General features: G+C 69.3%; 18 protein-coding genes. 9 read left to right on the top strand and 9 right to left on the bottom strand.

Translation table 11 applies throughout. The features are described from left to right. Nucleotides 1-12 precede the first annotated feature (12 nt). The 4 genes from VFW04_13485 to VFW04_13470 are packed head-to-tail and all read right to left on the bottom strand — an operon-like array spanning nucleotide 13 to nucleotide 4,008. Nucleotides 13-801, bottom strand: a complete 789-nt coding sequence (locus VFW04_13485) for a hypothetical protein (protein HEX5180341.1) — start codon at nucleotides 799-801, stop codon at nucleotides 13-15. Then, nucleotides 798-2,102: an amino acid permease gene (locus tag VFW04_13480; protein HEX5180340.1), complete on the bottom strand. Its 1,305-nt coding sequence runs from the start codon at nucleotides 2,100-2,102 to the stop codon at nucleotides 798-800. Before VFW04_13480 ends, VFW04_13485 begins: the two co-directional genes overlap by 4 nt. Before the next feature lie 41 nt (nucleotides 2,103-2,143). After that, nucleotides 2,144-3,322 (bottom strand): Xaa-Pro peptidase family protein, encoded by a 1,179-nt coding sequence (locus VFW04_13475; protein HEX5180339.1) that lies wholly within the window; start codon nucleotides 3,320-3,322, stop codon nucleotides 2,144-2,146. A gap of 32 nt (nucleotides 3,323-3,354) precedes the next feature. After that, nucleotides 3,355-4,008 (bottom strand): hypothetical protein, encoded by a 654-nt coding sequence (locus tag VFW04_13470; GenBank protein ID HEX5180338.1) that lies wholly within the window; start codon nucleotides 4,006-4,008, stop codon nucleotides 3,355-3,357. A gap of 272 nt (nucleotides 4,009-4,280) precedes the next feature. Here VFW04_13470 and VFW04_13465 point away from each other — a divergent pair, with 272 nt between their 5' ends. The 9 genes from VFW04_13465 (at nucleotide 4,281) to fabF (ending at nucleotide 11,465) form a co-directional block, all read left to right on the top strand. Further along, nucleotides 4,281-4,526, top strand: coding sequence for a zf-HC2 domain-containing protein (locus VFW04_13465; protein ID HEX5180337.1), 246 nt, complete (start codon nucleotides 4,281-4,283; stop codon nucleotides 4,524-4,526). Further along, nucleotides 4,523-5,311 (top strand): DUF92 domain-containing protein, encoded by a 789-nt coding sequence (locus tag VFW04_13460; GenBank protein ID HEX5180336.1) that lies wholly within the window; start codon nucleotides 4,523-4,525, stop codon nucleotides 5,309-5,311. Before VFW04_13465 ends, VFW04_13460 begins: the two co-directional genes overlap by 4 nt. 47 nt (nucleotides 5,312-5,358) lie before the next feature. Then, nucleotides 5,359-5,751: a lipocalin family protein gene (locus tag VFW04_13455; protein ID HEX5180335.1), complete on the top strand. Its 393-nt coding sequence runs from the start codon at nucleotides 5,359-5,361 to the stop codon at nucleotides 5,749-5,751. A 79-nt stretch (nucleotides 5,752-5,830) separates the two neighbouring features. Continuing rightward, nucleotides 5,831-7,252 (top strand): radical SAM protein, encoded by a 1,422-nt coding sequence (locus tag VFW04_13450; protein ID HEX5180334.1) that lies wholly within the window; start codon nucleotides 5,831-5,833, stop codon nucleotides 7,250-7,252. Next, on the top strand, nucleotides 7,253-8,479 hold the full coding sequence (locus VFW04_13445) for an FAD-dependent oxidoreductase (GenBank protein ID HEX5180333.1): 1,227 nt from the start codon (nucleotides 7,253-7,255) through the stop codon (nucleotides 8,477-8,479). A gap of 17 nt (nucleotides 8,480-8,496) precedes the next feature. Continuing rightward, nucleotides 8,497-8,970 (top strand): flavin reductase family protein, encoded by a 474-nt coding sequence (locus VFW04_13440; protein ID HEX5180332.1) that lies wholly within the window; start codon nucleotides 8,497-8,499, stop codon nucleotides 8,968-8,970. Next, nucleotides 8,967-9,668, top strand: a complete 702-nt coding sequence (locus VFW04_13435) for a methyltransferase domain-containing protein (GenBank protein HEX5180331.1) — start codon at nucleotides 8,967-8,969, stop codon at nucleotides 9,666-9,668. Before VFW04_13440 ends, VFW04_13435 begins: the two co-directional genes overlap by 4 nt. Continuing rightward, on the top strand, nucleotides 9,647-10,186 hold the full coding sequence (locus VFW04_13430) for an SRPBCC family protein (GenBank protein ID HEX5180330.1): 540 nt from the start codon (nucleotides 9,647-9,649) through the stop codon (nucleotides 10,184-10,186). Before VFW04_13435 ends, VFW04_13430 begins: the two co-directional genes overlap by 22 nt. Nucleotides 10,187-10,226: 40 nt before the next feature. Beyond that, nucleotides 10,227-11,465, top strand: a complete 1,239-nt coding sequence (fabF, locus tag VFW04_13425; protein HEX5180329.1) for a beta-ketoacyl-ACP synthase II — start codon at nucleotides 10,227-10,229, stop codon at nucleotides 11,463-11,465. Here fabF and VFW04_13420 read toward each other — a convergent pair. The 5 genes from VFW04_13420 to hemC form a co-directional block, all read right to left on the bottom strand. Then, nucleotides 11,431-12,885, bottom strand: coding sequence for a hypothetical protein (locus VFW04_13420; GenBank protein HEX5180328.1), 1,455 nt, complete (start codon nucleotides 12,883-12,885; stop codon nucleotides 11,431-11,433). The genes fabF and VFW04_13420 overlap by 35 nt on opposite strands. 17 nt (nucleotides 12,886-12,902) lie before the next feature. After that, nucleotides 12,903-13,448 carry an inorganic diphosphatase gene (locus VFW04_13415; GenBank protein HEX5180327.1) on the bottom strand — a complete coding sequence of 182 codons (546 nt, stop codon included), beginning with the start codon at nucleotides 13,446-13,448 and terminating at the stop codon, nucleotides 12,903-12,905. After that, nucleotides 13,445-14,515: an aldo/keto reductase gene (locus VFW04_13410; GenBank protein ID HEX5180326.1), complete on the bottom strand. Its 1,071-nt coding sequence runs from the start codon at nucleotides 14,513-14,515 to the stop codon at nucleotides 13,445-13,447. The genes VFW04_13415 and VFW04_13410 overlap by 4 nt, the downstream gene beginning before the upstream one ends. 44 nt (nucleotides 14,516-14,559) lie before the next feature. After that, nucleotides 14,560-15,531, bottom strand: a complete 972-nt coding sequence (hemB, locus tag VFW04_13405; GenBank protein HEX5180325.1) for a porphobilinogen synthase — start codon at nucleotides 15,529-15,531, stop codon at nucleotides 14,560-14,562. A gap of 36 nt (nucleotides 15,532-15,567) precedes the next feature. Further along, the coding region (gene hemC, locus VFW04_13400; GenBank protein HEX5180324.1) for a hydroxymethylbilane synthase at nucleotides 15,568-16,344 on the bottom strand (777 nt) is incomplete at its 5' end.

Genomic DNA, 16,344 nt, shown 5'->3' with positions numbered 1-16,344 from the left:
CCTACCGGCAAATTACGGCGCCGCGGGGAACGCGATGGCGGCCGCGACCGCCTGGCGCGGCGCAACGCGGATGGTCGTGTCCCGCTCGCCTAACGACGGCTGCCACACCGCCAGCGTGTAGGTGCCGGGCGGCACCGAGTCGATCGTGAATCCGCCGTCGCGCGACGTCACCGTGAAATACGGGTGGTCGAACACGCGGATCCACGCGCGCGTGCCCGGGTGCACGTCGCAGCGCACGGTCACCAGGCCCGGGTGCGCCAGCACCGCCGCCGTCGGCACCACCTGGCCGGCATCGCTCTCGTCGACGATGTCGATCGTGCTCCCCGCGCGCGTGAACCGCGTCCGGTGCCCGAGCGGATCGAGACTCTGCACGTCGAGCATGCCGCCCGCGATCGCGGCCTGTGTCATCGGGCGCGCCTCGCAGTGCCGGGTGCTGAGATCGTAGCGCCGGAGGACCGGGAGCGGCTTCCCGGCGTGGACGTTCTCGAGCCAGACCACCGCCCCGGCGACGCGATCGCCGCTGCCTTCGACCAACGTCACGCGGCGAGAGGCGCGACACCAGCCGGTGTCCGGCACCGTCGCGATCGTGCTGTCGCGCCGCACGCGGCCGCGCACCAGCACGCGGCCGGCGATGCGTCCGCCGTCGGCGACCGGCGCCACGCGATACGCGGAGTCCTCCTGCGGCGGCGCCGACGCCGCTCGCACGCCCGGCGCGGGCATCGCGTGCGGCGCGCGCTGCCCCTCGGCGTCGCATCCTAACGCAACGCACACGGCCAGGCACACCGCCAGCGGCCGCCTCACCGCCGCCTCCGCAGCACCAAAAACACGACGATCCCCGCGGCCACCAGCGCGCTCCCGAGGAGCGACATCCGCAGCGACTTGTAGAACGAGCTCACGATGCCGGCCACCGCCGCGAGCACGAAGAACGCCGGCACCGCGGGGTAGCCGAGCGTCCGATACGGCCGCTCAGCGTCAGGCATCGAGCGCCGCAGCGCGAACACGCTCGCCGCGCCGAGCCCGAAAAAGATCCAGTCGGCGAACACGACGCCGCTCAACAGCGCGCCCAGGTTGCCGCCGCTCAACCCCAGCAGCGCGATCGACCACACGGCCATCACGACGATCGCCACGTGCGGCGATCCGAATCGCGGATGCACGCGCGCCGCCGCGTCGATGAATAATCCGTCCCGAGCCATGGCGAACACGATGCGCGAATTGGCGAGAATGGTGACGTTGACGAAGCCGAAGATCGAGATCATTGCCGCGAGGGCGATGAACGTCGCGCCCGCTGGGCCGAACATGCGCGTCGCGGTGTCCGCGGCGACGGCTGTCGACGCCGCCAGACCATCCCGACCGAGCGCGCGCAGGTATGCGGCGTTGGCGCCCAGGTAACAGACGACGACGATGGCGATCCCGATAGCCAGCGCTCGGGGAATGTTCCGTCCCGGATCGCGAATCTCGCCCGCTACCATATTCATCTGCTGCCATCCGCCGATGGTGAACAGCACGGGCACGAACGCCGCGGCGAGTCCGGCCACGATGGTGGAGCGCGGCGGGGGCGGATGCGCCACCGGCGGCGGCGATCCGAGCCGCCCCCAGAGCAGCGCGCCGCCCACGATGAGGATGCCCAACGCACCGATCTTGGCGACGGTCATCACGTTCTGCACGACGGCGCCGGGCTTCACGCCCAGATAGTTGACCGCCGCCAGGCCGGCGATCGTGACGCCGGCCACGCCTAACTGCGCGCCCGCGTCCAGCGGAGTGAAGTGCGCCACGTACCCCGCGAATCCGACGGCCACCGCGGCAATGGCGCCCGATGCGATGAGCAGCAGCGACATCCAGCCGTAGAGAAACGCCGGCAGCGCGCCGAATGCCTCGCGGATGTAGACGTAGGCGCCGCCGGCGTCCGGGATCAGCGCCCCGAGCTCGGCGTAGGTGAGCGCGCCGGCGAAGGCGACGACTCCGCCTAACGCCCACACCAGCAGCACCCATCCCGCCGTCGGCAGCTCCTTGGCCGTCTCGGACGGCGTGAAGAAAATGCCGCTGCCGATGATGCCGCCGACGACCAGCATCGCGGCCGAGAAGACGCCGAGCTCCCGCCGCAGCCCGGACGCCGCGACGTCCGCCGGGCTGGACGCGGCCGGCCTCAGACGACGATCAGGTCGCGTTGGTACTCGCGCGGCGTGATCGTCACTGCCGTGTCGCCGATGTGCGCGTTGACTTCGCTGCGCACGCCGATTTCGCCGGCGATGTAGATACCGGGCTCGATCGAGAACGCCACGCCCGGAATGAGCCGCCGCTCCTCGCGTGTCTCGAAGTTGTCGATGTGCGGCCCCGAGCCGTGCAGCTGGATCGCGTCGATCGAATGTCCCGTGCGGTGGGTGAAGTACTGGCCGAACCCGCGCGCGGTGATCACGCCCCGCGCCGCGTCGTCCACATCGGCGCCGCGAATCGGTTCGCCGCCTAACGCGCGCTCCCGCACGATCGCGATCGCCGCGTCGCGCGCGTCGCGCACCGCTTCCCATACAGTGACCGCGCGCGTGCTCGGCGCGCCGATGGCCCCCATCCACGTCTGGTCGGCGAAGATGCCGCCGCGCTCCCTGGCCCAGAGGTCCACCAGCACCAGCTCGCCAGGCCGGATGGTGCGCGGCCGGCTGGCCGACGGCGCATAGTGTGGATTGGCCGCGTTAGGCCCGGCCGCCACGATGGCCGGATGGTCGAACTCCAGGTGGGCGCGCTGGAACTGCTCGACGATCCAGCGCTGCAGCTCGTGCTCGGTGATCGCCTGTCCGGCGCCGATGCGGCGGCCGGCCTCGGCGATGGCATTGCGTCCCACCGTCGCCACGATCTCGGCCGCGCGCTCGTGCGATTGCAGTTGTTCCGGCGTCCACAACGCGTAGAAGCGCGTGACCAGCTCGGCCGACGGCACCACATCGCCGCCCGCCGCGCGCACGAGGTCGAGCACGCCCGCCGGAACGCGGTCGACATACGGCACCGCGTCGCCCGGCGAATACTCCATCGCGACGCGTTTGCCGCGGACGAGCGACGCGATCGCCTGTTCGAGCGAGCGCCACGAGCTGTATCGCTCGCGACCCCACTCGGCGGGCCAGTCCCGCCACGGCCCTTGCTCTATCGCGTGGGTGACCGCGACCGGATTGCCGTCACGCGGGATGTACGCGAAGATGCGGCGCGTCATCATGCCCTTGAGTCCGAGAACGCCGCCGGCGACCGGGTTCATGCCCTGAAAATCGAACAACAGCCAACCATCCACTCCGGCGTCCTTGAGCGCCCGTTGCACATCGGGCAGCGTCTCCTTCGTCAGCATGATGTCGTCGTTTGAGAGTTAGGCGGACCGCGTCACGCGGCACCGGCGTTGGTGGCGGCGTCGTCGCGGTGAATCGAGCGCCATTCGGCCCGCCACTCGCACGTGCCTTCGCCGCGCGCCGCGCACCGGACGTGATCCACCGACCCGCCGCTCGCGCCCAGGAGGCGGAGCAGCTCGTGAAAGAACGATTCGTAGTATGCACATCCGACGCCGCGCGGCGGCACGTCGACGGTCGCCGACTTCGGCACCTCGAGCATCAGAAACGAGCCGTGACGCCGCACCGAACCATTGAGGTACTTCCCTGCAATGCGCTGCGTCTGTCGCAGCGCGATCGGTCGCGCGAGCAACGACGGCAGCGAGGCAATGAGTGAACGAGACGGCGACGCGATCGACTGATACGTCTGGGCGGCCAGATAGCGGCCGGCCGCTCGAAATACCGCTTCGGCGTCCGGCCTCCGGCCAAGCAGCTTGGCGATACCCACCGTCTCATCGTATTCGGTGCGCTGGTGCTTTTTTGCGGCGTCCGTGAAGCGCTGGATCTGCGCGTACACGGTTTCACTCAAGCCGAGGCGTTTATTTCGAAGTTCGGGGACGAGCTCCGCGTCGAGATCGTCGTCGGGGCTGTCCACGCTGCGGACCGCCTCGAGAAAGCTCAGCGGGAGAAGCGCGTCGACCGTTGTAGGCATTTGCAGGGGCGGGAACGCTGAAAGGCAGCACCCAAGGTAACCGGCGCGAGAGGGGGGTTCAAGATTTTTTGGGAACCGATCTCGCCGTCGAATGCTTCAACATCGGAACGATCGATCGGATTGCGTCCGACGCACACACGTCGCGAAGCGGGGCGTTGCGCCGCTCGAGCGCAACGCCAGGCGTTGGTGCACAGTACTCACCAACGAGGGCCTGGGGTCCTATAATCGAGAGCGGCATGAGCACCAACCCACACGCAGACGATCGGTCTCATATGACCTGTACCGAGGTTCTCGAGCGAATCTACGAGTACCTCGACGGTGAGCTGACGACGGAAGTCGAGTTGCAGATTCGCGACCACTTGGCGTTTTGCCGCAAGTGCTTTCCGCATTTCCGTCACGAGCAGGTTTTTCTTCGCTTCATGGAACGGCGCGCCACGATTGCGAAGGCACCTCCCGCCCTGCGGCGCCGCATCATGCAAATGCTGATCGACGAGGAAGCGTCGCGCCCGTTGGAGTGATTGCACGCGCGCTGATCGGATTCGCACTGGCGTGCGCGATCTCGCTGATCGCGTGGCGCGTGCGTGCTCTGTCGCCGAGTGGCGCGGTCGCGGGTGCGATCGTCGGAACGGCAGCGCTCGCCGCCGGTTGGTCGTGGGGGGTCCTTCTTTTTGCTTTCTTTGTGACCGGCACCGCGCTTTCGCGCGCCCAACGCGAAAACACGTTGCGCCGCACTGAATCCGTCGTCGCCAAAGGCGGAACTCGGGACGCGGTGCAGGTGCTGGCCAACGGGGGGCTGTTCGCCCTTGCAGCGCTTGCCTACCTCGTGGTTCCGGTCATGGCCTGGATGGCGATCGGTGGTGGGGCACTTGCAGCCGCTTCGGCGGATACATGGGGTACGGAGGTGGGAACACTTTCGTCCCGATCCCCACGATTGATCACGACGTGGCGGCGGGTCGCTGCTGGAACTTCCGGCGGCGTCACGATCGTCGGCCTCCTCGCAAGCGTCGCCGGGGGGGTATTCGTCGGGGTCATGGCGTGGCTCGTGCACTGGCCACCACACGTTGCGGTCGCCGCGGCCGCAGGCGGAATAGCGGGTGCGTTGGCGGATTCGCTCGCCGGCGCTGCCCTGCAGTCTCGACGGAGATGCACGCGATGCGGCGTGCTCACCGAACGGCCTGTGCACACCTGCGGCGACGCCACGCAACGGATCGGAGGCATTCCATGGTTGGACAACGACGGGGTGAATCTGCTGGCGGGTCTAACGGGAGCGGCGGTGGCGCTGGTCCTGGCCGGCGCTCGATAAGGGCGGCGTTCGCGCGAGCCGCGGTCGTCGCGCTGGCGGTGGTGGCGGTGGCGTGCATCGACACGACTACGCCGCAGTATTTCAACAACGGCGGCTTCAACAACGGGGTGGGCGGCGGCGGCGGTGGCGGCGGACAGCTCGACAGCAACCTTGTCGGGTCGTGGTCGGAGACGATCGTCGACACGGTGGCCGGCGATCCGACCAACCAGCAGACGATCTGGCAATTCAACGCAGACGGCACGGCATCGCGGACGGTGATAACGTTCGACATCACGACGAGCGTGTCGGACACGACGATCTCGAACGGCACGTGGACGGCCGACGGCAGCACGGTGTCGATCACGTTCCAGGCGCCGAACCCGGGCACGGAGCAGTTCACGTACGTCATCAATGGCAGCACACTCTTACTCGGCCAAACGGAGTTCGTGCGAACAGGGTGACGACGCTCCCTCGTCCGCGCCGGTAGCGCGCGACCGACGGCCGGCGGCTTCGCCGGCCACGCGTCCGAGGGTGCTCCTCGTGAGCACCAACCGCGAGCGGCAGCCGATGCCCGTCGTGCCTAACGGTGTGGCGTGTGTGGCGTCGGCGTTGGACCAGGCAGGATACACGGTGCGGGTGGCGGATCTTTGTTTTGCCTCCGATCCCCATGCCGCCGCCCGCGCCGCCGCCACGACGTTCCAGCCGGATGTCATCGGCGTCTCGGTCCGCAACATCGACAACAGCGACCTGATCGCGCTCGAGCACTACACGCCCGAGGCGGCGGCCGTGCTGCGCACGTTGCGCGAGGCCGCGCCCGGGGCCCGGATCATCGCCGGCGGCGCCGCGTTCGGCGTCGCACCGGCGTCGCTGTTCGATGAGTTAGGCGTGGACTACGCGGTGGCCGGCGACGGTGAGCGCGCCACGACGGCATTGCTCGACGCGCTCTCGGCCGGCCGCGATCCGGCGGGGATTCCTGGCGTCGTGCACCGCGACCAGTCGGCGACGATCGTCACGCCGCCGGGTGGCGATCCCGACGTCGATGCCTTCCCCGCCGCTCGCATGCATCGGTGGCTCGACCTCGCGAAGTACGAGCGGCGCGGCGGGACGGTGCCCATCCAGACCAAGCGCGGGTGCGTGTTCAAGTGCATCTACTGCACGTACCTCAACGTGGAGGGGTGGGGCTATCGCCTGCGCGATCCCGAGCACGTCGTGGATGAAATGGACGAGCTGGTTCGCGACGCGGGCGTGCATCATTTCGAGTTCGTGGATTCGACGTTCAATGCCCCGCCCCGCCACGCGGCGGCGATCTGCGAAGCGATCACGCGGCGGCCGCTCAAGGTGCGGCTCGACACGACCAACTTCACGCCGGCCGCGGTGCCGCCGTACCTGCTCGGTACGATGCATACGGCGGGATTCCGCTGGTTAGGCATCACGGCCGAGAGCGCGAGCGATCGCGTGCTCGAGCGCCTGGAGAAGGGCTTCGACGCGGCGCGCGTGCGAGAGGTCGCGGGCCAGGTGGAGCGCGCCGGCATCGGCGTCCTCTGGATTTTTCTCGTGGGCGGTCCGGGCGAGACGATGCAGACGCTCAACGAAACGCTGGCGTTCGCCACGGAGCGGCTCGAGCGGGGCGACGCCGTGTACGTCACCGTCGGGCTGCGCGTGTATCCGGGGACGACGCTGCATCGCATCGCGCTCGACGAGGGCGTGGTGGAGCACGGCGACGCGCTGCTGGTGCCGCGGTTCTACTTCTCGAGTGCGATGTCGATCGAGGCGACGGTGGCGCGGCTGCGCCAGGTGGCGGCGCGTCATCCGCGGTTCATGTTCTCGGCCGACTCCCGCTCGGCGATCCTGCCGTACTTGACGCGGCTGGCGTCGCTGCTGCGCCTGCCGCGGCCGCACTGGCGGTACATGGGTGTGTTCCGGCGGGTCGCGCGGTTAGGCGACCGGGTTCGCGCGGGCTGAGTGGCACACGCGCGCGTGATCGTGGTGGGCGCCGGGCCGGCGGGGAGTTCGACGGCGTGGCACCTGGCCCGGCGCGGCATCGACGTCCTGGTGCTGGACCGGGCGCGGTTTCCGCGGGAGAAGCCCTGCGCCGAGTACCTGAGTCCAGAAGCCTCGCGCCTGCTGGACGCGATGGGTGCGTTAGGCGCGTGCGAGCGCGCGGGGGCGGCGCAGCTGGCGGGCATGATGGTCCGGTCGCCTAACGGAGCCCTGTTGCGGGGCGACTTCGCCGCCGCGCACGGATTCCGGGGATTCCGCGATCGCGGGCTGGCGCTCCGGCGGTCGCTGCTCGACGCCATCCTGCTCGAACGGGCGCGGATCGCAGGCGCGCGGGTGGTGGAAGAAGAACGGGTGACGGGTCTCGTGCGGAACGCACGAGGCGCGGTGGCCGGCGTGGAGGTGCTCGACGCACGCGGCCAGTCCGCAGTGCGGCGTTCCGACATCGTTGTCGGCGCGGACGGCCTGCGCTCCGTGGTGGCGCGGCGGCTCGGATTGTCGCGCGCGCGACGGCTGCCCAGGCGCATCGCGATGATCGCGCACTATCGCGGGGTCGACGGCATGGGAGCGTACGGCGAGATGCACGTGGAGCGCGACGGCTATGCGGGGATTGCGGACGTGGGCGGTGGGCTGACTAACGTGGCCGTCGTCGCACCCGCGGCGCGCGTCAAGCGCGCCGCGGGGGCGGCGGCGGCCTTCTTCGACGGGTGGCTCCGAGCGCATCCACACTTAGGCGCGCGCTTGGCGCGCGCCGAACGTGTGGATGCGGTCCGAGCCACGGGGCCGTTCGCCCACCACGCGCGCCGCGCGTGGGCGCGCGGCGCGGCGCTGGTGGGCGACGCGGCAGACTTCTACGATCCGTTCACCGGCGAAGGCATCTATGCGGCGCTGCGCGGCGGCGAGCTGGTCGCGCCGCACATCGCGAACGCGCTCGAAGCACGCTCCCCAACCGATGCCGACGCTGCACTCGCCGCGTACGACGCCGAGCGCCGTCGCACGTTTCGCGGCAAGTGGCGCGTCGAGCGCCTGGTGTCGCTCGCCGTTGCCGTCCCTGCCCTCATGAACCGCGCCGCGCGGACCCTCGGCCAACGCAAGGACATGGCCGATCTGTTCGTCGGCGTCGCCGGCGACTTCGTCCCGCCGAGCGAAATTCTGTCGCTGCGCTATCTTCTCCGCCTGCTCGCGACCTGACGGAGATTCCGGACGCCATGATCGATGCACCGACGTTTCGCAGCACGCTTGGCCGGTTCGCGACCGGGGTCACCGTCGTCACCGCTCGAGATACATCGGGCCGCGACCACGGTATGACCGTGAGCGCGTTCTGTTCCGTGAGTCTCGATCCGCCGCGCGTCCTGTGCTGCGTGGAACGCAGCGCGGACATGTATCCGGTCATCGCGGGCGCATCGCAGTTCGCCGTCAACATCCTCACCACGGCGCAGGAAGCGATCTCGCGCCGTTTCGCCGAGGAACGCGACGACCGGTTCGACGGGTTGGGCTACACGCGCGGCGTCACCGGATGCGTGCTGCTCGACGACATTCTCGCGTATCTGGAGTGCAGCGTCGCGTCGCGATTCGATGGCGGCGACCACATGATCGTGTTAGGCGATGTGATCGCGGCCGGCGCGGCGGATGGCCGTCCGCTGCTGTATTATCGCGGCGGCTACGCGCAGATGGAGCGGTGATCGCCGTCACGCCGCGCCCGCGGCGCGGGCGCGAGTTCCTGGACGACGCCGAGCGGATGGACGCGCGCGTCGTCCGCCGCTCGTTAGGCGACGTGGCGCGCGCCAACACGTTGTTCGGCGGCACGCGCGCCGTGATCGCCGAGCTGCGCCGCGCCGTGGACGCCGCTGCGGACGAGCCGCTCACGCTGCTCGACGTCGGCACGGGCCGGGGCGACATCCCGGCGGCCGCCACCGAGTGGGGGCACCGCCGCGGCATCCAACTCGACACGATCGGCATCGAGCGATCGGAGTCGCTGGCGCGCATTGCAGCCGAGCGCACCATGGTGATGTCGGCCGACGCGCTGCACCTGCCGCTCGCCGACGACAGCGTGGACGTCGCCATGTGCTCGCAGGTGCTGCACCACTTCGAGCGCGCCGATGCAGCCGCGGTGTTGCGCGAGCTCGACCGCGTGGCGCGAACACGGGTAATCGTGAGCGACCTGCATCGCAGCTGGCTCGCCGCCGGCGGCATCTGGCTCGCGTCGTTTCCGCTGCGCTTCCACCCGGTGAGCAGGCACGACGGCGTAGTCTCCGTGCTGCGTGGATTCACGCGCCGCGAGTTGGGCGAGTTGATCGAGCAGGCCGTTGGGCAGCGTGCCGACGTCCGCTATCGGCTGGGTTTTCGCGTGACGGCGTCGTGGACGCCGGCACCAGCATGACGGCGGCGGGCACGATGCGCGACGCCGTGCGCCTTCCGCCGATGCCGGCGGGATGGGCAATGAACGTCACCGACGAACGCGTGGTTCGAGCACCCATCCGCACGATGTTTGCGCTGGCACGCGACGTCGATCGATGGCCGGAACACCTCGCGCACTATCGATGGGTACGATTCGAGGCGCGCGACGCGGTGGGCGGCGGGCTCGTGGCGATGTCAGCGTCGCGTCCGTTCGGGCCAGTGTCGTGGCCCACGTGGTGGACGTCGGAAATGGCGATCGATGAGGCGCGGCCGGCGATACGATTTCGGCACGTGCGCGGCATCACGCGCGGGATGGAAGTGGAGTGGTCGTTCGAGGAGCATCACGACGGTGTGCTCGTACGCATCGTACATTCGTGGAACGGGCCGCGGTGGCCGATGATTGGTGTGACAGCGGCTCGACACGTGATCGGGCCGGTGTTCATTCACGGCATCGCGAGCCGAACGCTGGCAGGGTTGGCCGCGGTTGCAGAGCGCCGGTGACGGCGCGCCCACATGGGATCCTCGAACGCTTGGCGTGAATATGTCTCGTCGCGTAGTGATCACCGGTATCGGCTGCATCACCCCGATCGGCATCAGTGTCGATGGTCTCTGGTGCGGGCTTCAGGCGCAGCGATCGGCTGTGACCGAGGTGTCGCGGTTCGATCCGTCGCCGTTCCGCAGCCACCTGGCGGGCGAAGTACGGGACTTCGAGCCTAACGACTTCCTCGAGAAGAAGCGCGCCCGCCGGCTGGACCGGTTCGGGCAGTTCTCGGTGGCCGCGGCGCGCATGGCGATCGAGGATGCGCACCTCGACCTCGCCGTCGAGGACAAGGAGCGCGTGGGCACCATGATGGGCACTGCGTTAGGCGGCGTGGGCTACGCCGAGGAGCAGTGCGGCGTCTACTACCAGGGCGGCCTGCGCGACGTGGATCCGGCGCTCGCGCTGATGGTGTTCGGCGGCGCCGCGAGCTGCAACATCGCCATCGAGTTCGGCGTCCAGGGGCCCAACAGCACGAACGCGATGAGCTGCGCCTCGGGCACGATTGCGATCGGCGACGGCTTCCGCCAGATCCGCGACGACTACGCCGACGTGATGATCTGCGGCGGCGCCGAAGCGCCGCTCTGGCCGCTCTGCTTCGGCGCGTTCGCGATCATCCGCGCGATGTCCACCCGCAACGACGACCCGTCGAGCGCGAGCCGCCCATTCGATCGCGACCGCGATGGGTTCGTGATGGCCGAGGCGGCCTCGGTGCTGGTGCTCGAAGAGCGCGAACGGGCGATTGCACGCGGCGCGCCGATCTACGGCGAAGTGCTGGGCTTCGGGATGTCCAACGACGCCTACCACATGACCGCGCCGCGCCCCGATGGCTCGCAGGCCGCGCGGTCGATGCGGCGCGCGTTGGACGATGCGCACGTGCGCCCGGACGAGATCGACTACGTCAATGCGCACGGGAGCTCGACGCCGCTCAACGACGCTACGGAGACGCTGGCCATCAAGCACGTGTTCGGCGACCACGCCTACCGGATGCAGGTGAGCGGCACCAAGGGCTACTACGGGCATGCGTTAGGCGCGAGCGGGGCGATCGAAGCCGCCATCTGCGCGCTCGCCATGACGCGCGACTGGCTGCCGCCCACCGTGAACCTGGCCACGCCCGGCGACGGCTGCGACCTGGACTACATCCCGCGGATCGGCCGCGCCGCGCAACCCGAGCTGCTGTTGTCGAACTCGTTCGGCTTCGGCGGGATCAATGCCGCGCTCGTGCTCCGGAAGGCGAGCTGACGACGGGCCGTGTCCCGTTCGAGGACACGGCGAGCGCTTTGCGTAAGGCCTGCTGCACGGTGCGCTCGAGGGAGCGTGTGTCGCGGAACGGGTGGTCGCGCCGCCATTGGTCGAGGCCCATGACCGCCTTCGCCATCACCGGGTGGCCGCCCGCGCTGCCATAGCGCTTGAACGCCGCGCGCAGCCGATCGCCTAACTTTGCCTCGGGCGACAGCGCGCGCGTGCTCATCACCAGATTCTCGCCGAACACGCCCGAGACCGCGGACACCGACGCGCCGGCCATGCCGAGGCAGAATTCGGCCAGCTGCGCGACGATGTGTTCCTGATCCTCGGGCAGACGGCCCAGGTGCACGTACGCCAGTCCGCCGTGGACGCGCGGCCGCTGCAACGCTTCGCCGAACCGCTTGAGCGCCAGCGTGCCGTACGACGGATGCTGGATGCGGCGCAGCATCGCCTGATCGGCGCGCGGGAACAGATACGCGAACATCTGCAGGTCGTCGTCGCTGGCCGACCGCGACAGCGACTTTGTGTCGGTGACGATGCCGTAGAGCAGCGCGGTCGCCAGCGGCGTCGCGATTTCTTCGTCGGTCGATGCGAGCAGATACTCGGCGGCCATCGTCGCGCTCGCGCCGAACCACGTGCGCACGTCGCGGTAGCTGGCGCGGTAGGGGCCGCTCGTGGGATGGTGATCCAGCACGGCCGCCACTTCGGGCAGCGGCACCGTGAAGTACGGCGGCTGCACGTCGACGAGCACGAGCGGCACCCAGTCGGCGAGCTGGCGGCGCGTGACGTGCTTGACGAGGATGCCCAGCTCCTCGATGAGGCGGCGATTTTCGGGGCGCGTGACGTAGCCTAACGTGATGATCGGCGAGCGCTCGGGCCTCAGGCCTAACGCGCGACGCAGCGCGAGGGCCGAGGCAATCGCATCGGGGTCCGGGTCGTTCTGCACCAGGAACGCGCACGTCCGGCTCCCGCGTAGCGCGCGGCGCAGGCCGCGCAGGCGCTTGTGCGATGCCACGCGGCGCACCACGAGCTCGATCGCGTCGGCGAGCAGCTCGCCCTCGTCCAACCAGCGAAGGCCATCGCGTGCCGGTCCATGGTGTGCGCTGCGCCAGTGGTCGATGACCAGAATCGACCCCGGCGGGAACGCGGCGCGCACGGCGCGCGCCACGCGGCGCGCCCGCGATTCGTCGGCGAGGTCGATGACCGCGATGGCGTCGCGCCCCTCCAGCGGCGCGAACGTCTCAGATTTCGATGGATCGCCGTGCAGCGGAACGGACCAATCGGGAACGCGTTCGTGATCGTCAGTCCAGAGAAACACTTCGCGACCGGCGAGCGCACTTTGCCGCAGCGCCTGCAACCGCCCCGGCTGGTCCGACACGAACAGCACGCCGACCTTGGACTGTGACGACGATTGCATGGGCGTCATGCGATCGTTCACGGACCGGATGCCACTACGAACTGTTCGTCGTATCGCCGGATGGCGTCGTCGATCACGCGCAAGGCGATGTCGCTCTTCTCCCATCCGACCGTCTGGACACGTTTGCCTTCAAGGTCCTTGTAGATGTGGAAGAAGTGCTCGACTTCCTTGAGATAGTGCTGCGGGATGTCGGCGATGTCGAAGAACTCGGCGTAGAAGGGATCATGGCTGGGCACGCCAAGAATCTTGTAGTCGAGCTCGCCGCGGTCCAGCATCCGCAGCACGCCGATGGGTCGGGTATCGATCTGGCAGCCCGGGAAGGTCGGCTCGTTGAGGAGCACGAGGACGTCGCACGGGTCGTGGTCCTCGGCGAGCGTACGCGGGATGAAGCCGTAGTCGCCCGGGTAGTGGACAGCCGAGAACAGCACGCGATCGAGGCGAAAGAGGCCCGATCGCTTGTCCAGCTCGTATTTGTTCTTGCTGCCGCTCGGGATCTCGACGACGGTCGTGACCTCGTCCGGCGGATGCGGTCCGGGCGGCAGGTCGTGCCAGGGGTGGATCACGGGGCCGCGGGTTGCGGCGCGCGGGCGGCGTCGGCGTCGGACGGCCGGTGCATCGTGCCCTTGTAGGTCATCGGCTCCTCGACGACGCCGAAATTCTGCCGCGCGAGCTCGGCGACGCGCCGCATTTGTTCGGGCGTGAGCGGCGGCGCATCTGATGCGGCGGCGAATTCGGCGAGCTGCTCGCGGTCGTAAATGTTGGGCAGCGTGGTGACGACGCGCGGCTCGGCGAGGAGCCACTGGAGGGACGCCTGGCCTAACGTCGCCCGCGTGGTGAGGAAGTCGAGCGTCTTGACTTTGCGGACGCCGTTGACGAGCCACGACCGGGGCCGGTGGCGGCGGTGGTCGTGCTCGGGGAACACCGTGTCTTCGCTGTACTTGCCCTCGAGCATGCCCGACGCGTGGGTGACGCGGATGTTGAACACACAGTTAGGCGCGTGGGCCCGCGCCGCCTCGAGCATGGCCGTGCCGGGGTGCTGCTCGAGGATGTTCCAGATCATCTGGATGGTGTTGATGTCCGGTTCGCGTTCGACGAGCTCCACCGCTTCGTACAGCCAGCCGATGGCGGGGCCGAACGCGGCGCCCCAGGCCCGGATTTTCCCTTCGCGCGTGAGGGCGCGCATCGTCTCCCAGACTAACGGATCGCGGACGTGCTGCATCTTCACGTTGTGCAGCTGGAGCACGTCGATGTAGTCGGTGTTCAGACGGCGCAGGCACTGTTCGACCGCGTGGCGCATGAAGGCCGGCTCGAAGCGCTGGGGCAGCTCGCTCTGGCCGCGGCGGGCGGACTGCGCCGCGGCGTCGTAGATGTCGTAGCCGATTTTGGTGCCGTACACGACGCGATCGCGCATGGTGCCGAACGCGGTGGCGAGCTGGCGTTCACTTCGCCCGTTGCCATAGGCATCGGCGGCATCGAAGAAGGTGACGCCGTGCGTGTCGTACGCCTCTCGGAGCATGGCGACGGCTTCGTCGTCGGTTTTTTCGCCCCACCATCCGGTGGAGAGGGTCCAGAGGCCGAAGCCGACCTCGCTCACCGAGACGCCGGTGCCGGGGAATTCGCGATGGTGCATGGTGCCGCTCCTAACGCGCGCCAGGGCGGCCCTCGCTCCAAAGCCTAACGGAGTCGAGCAGCCGCGTCGACCGCACAATACGTGATGATGATGTCCGCGCCGGCGCGGCGAATGGCAGTGAGCGACTCCATCATCGCTCGGTCGCCGTCGAGCCACCCGCGCTCGGCGGCTGCTTTAATCATAGCAAATTCGCCGCTCACCTGATAGGCGGCGAGGGGGACCGCGGTCGTGCGCCGCACGCGCGCGATGACGTCGAGGTACGGGCCGGCGGGCTTCACCATCACGGCATCCGCGCCCTCGTCGAGGTCGAGCTTCACTTCGCGCAGCGCTTCGCGCGCGTTCGCTGGGTCCATTTGATAACCGCGTCGATCGCCGGTCTTGGGCGTGGATTCCGCCGCCTCACGGAACGGGCCGTAAAACACGGAGGCGAATTTGGCGGCGTACGACAGGATGGGCGTGTGCGCGTACTGCGCGCCATCGAGTGCGCGGCGAATCGCAGCGACGCGGCCATCCATCATGTCGCTCGGCGCGACGATGTCCGCGCCGGCGTGCGCGTGCGACACGGCTTCGCGCGCGAGGAGCTCGAGCGTCGCATCGTTGTCGACGTCGCCGTCCACGAGCATGCCGCAGTGGCCGTGGTCGGTGTACTCGCAGAGGCACACGTCGGTGATCACGACCAAGTTAGGCAGCTCGCGTTTGAGCGCGCGCACGGCGCGTTGCACGGGCCCGTCGTCGGCCCAGGACTCGGTGCCCGTCGCATCTTTGTGTTCCGGGATGCCGAACAAGAGCACGCCGCCCACGCCGGCCTTGGCCGCGCGCTCGGCGTCGCGCAGCAGTTCGTCGACCGACGTTTGGGCCACGCCGGGCATCGCGTCGATGGTCCGGCGTACGCCGGTGCCGGCGCGCACGAACAGCGGGAGGATGAGCTGCTCGGGCACGAGGTGGGTTTCGCGGACGAGGCGGCGCAGCGATTCGGTGCGGCGCAACCGGCGAGGGCGTTGAATCGGGAATGCCATGTGCCTAACGGAAGGAGCGGGACGGCGGGGGCGGCATCATTCGGGCTGCGGCGCCGGCACGGCCTCGAGGCCGCGCAGCGCGGCGAGGATTTCGGCCGCGCCCCGGCGGATGAGATCGGCGGCGAGGCGCGCGCCCGACGATGCCGGATCGCCGGCATCGACGGAGGCGCTGCCGCGCAGGACGCGGCGACCATCGACGTCGGCGATGAGCCCATGGAGCACGAGACCCGACGCTTCCGCCATGACCAGCGCGCCAATGGGCACCTGGCATCCCCCTTCGAGCGCGGCGAGGAACGCGCGCTCGGCGGCAACGGCCATGGCCGTCGGCGCGTGATCGAGCCGCGCGAGGATGCCTAACGTGGCCGCGTCGTCGGCGCGCGCCGTGACGGCGATCGCCCCCTGTCCCGGCGCCGGCAGCCACTCGGGCGGTTCGAGCCACGCCGAGATGCGGCCGTGCGCGTCGAGGCGGCGGAGGCCGGCGGCGGCGAGGATCGCGGCGTGCACCTGGCCTTCATCCACTTTGCGCACGCGTGTGGGGACGTTGCCGCGCAGATCGACCACGTCGAGGTCGGGCCGGGCGGCGCGCAGTTGCGCGCGGCGGCGCAAGCTCGATGTGCCGACGCGGCTGCCGCGCGGCAACTCGGCCAGCGACTCGGCGGCGATGCTCTCGTTGACGACGAGGACGTCGCGCGGATCTTCGCGCTCGAGCACAGCGGCGATCGTTAGGCCTGGGGGCGAATCGGTGGGCAGGTCCTTGAGCGAGTGCACGCAGCAGTCGACTTTGTCCTGCGCGAGCGCGGCCTCGAGCTCGTG

The organism is Gemmatimonadaceae bacterium (assembly GCA_036273715.1).
Lineage (GTDB): Bacteria > Gemmatimonadota > Gemmatimonadetes > Gemmatimonadales > Gemmatimonadaceae > JADGGM01.
Note: the sequence above shows the minus strand (reverse complement) of the source record. Positions and strands in the feature narration are given on the sequence as shown.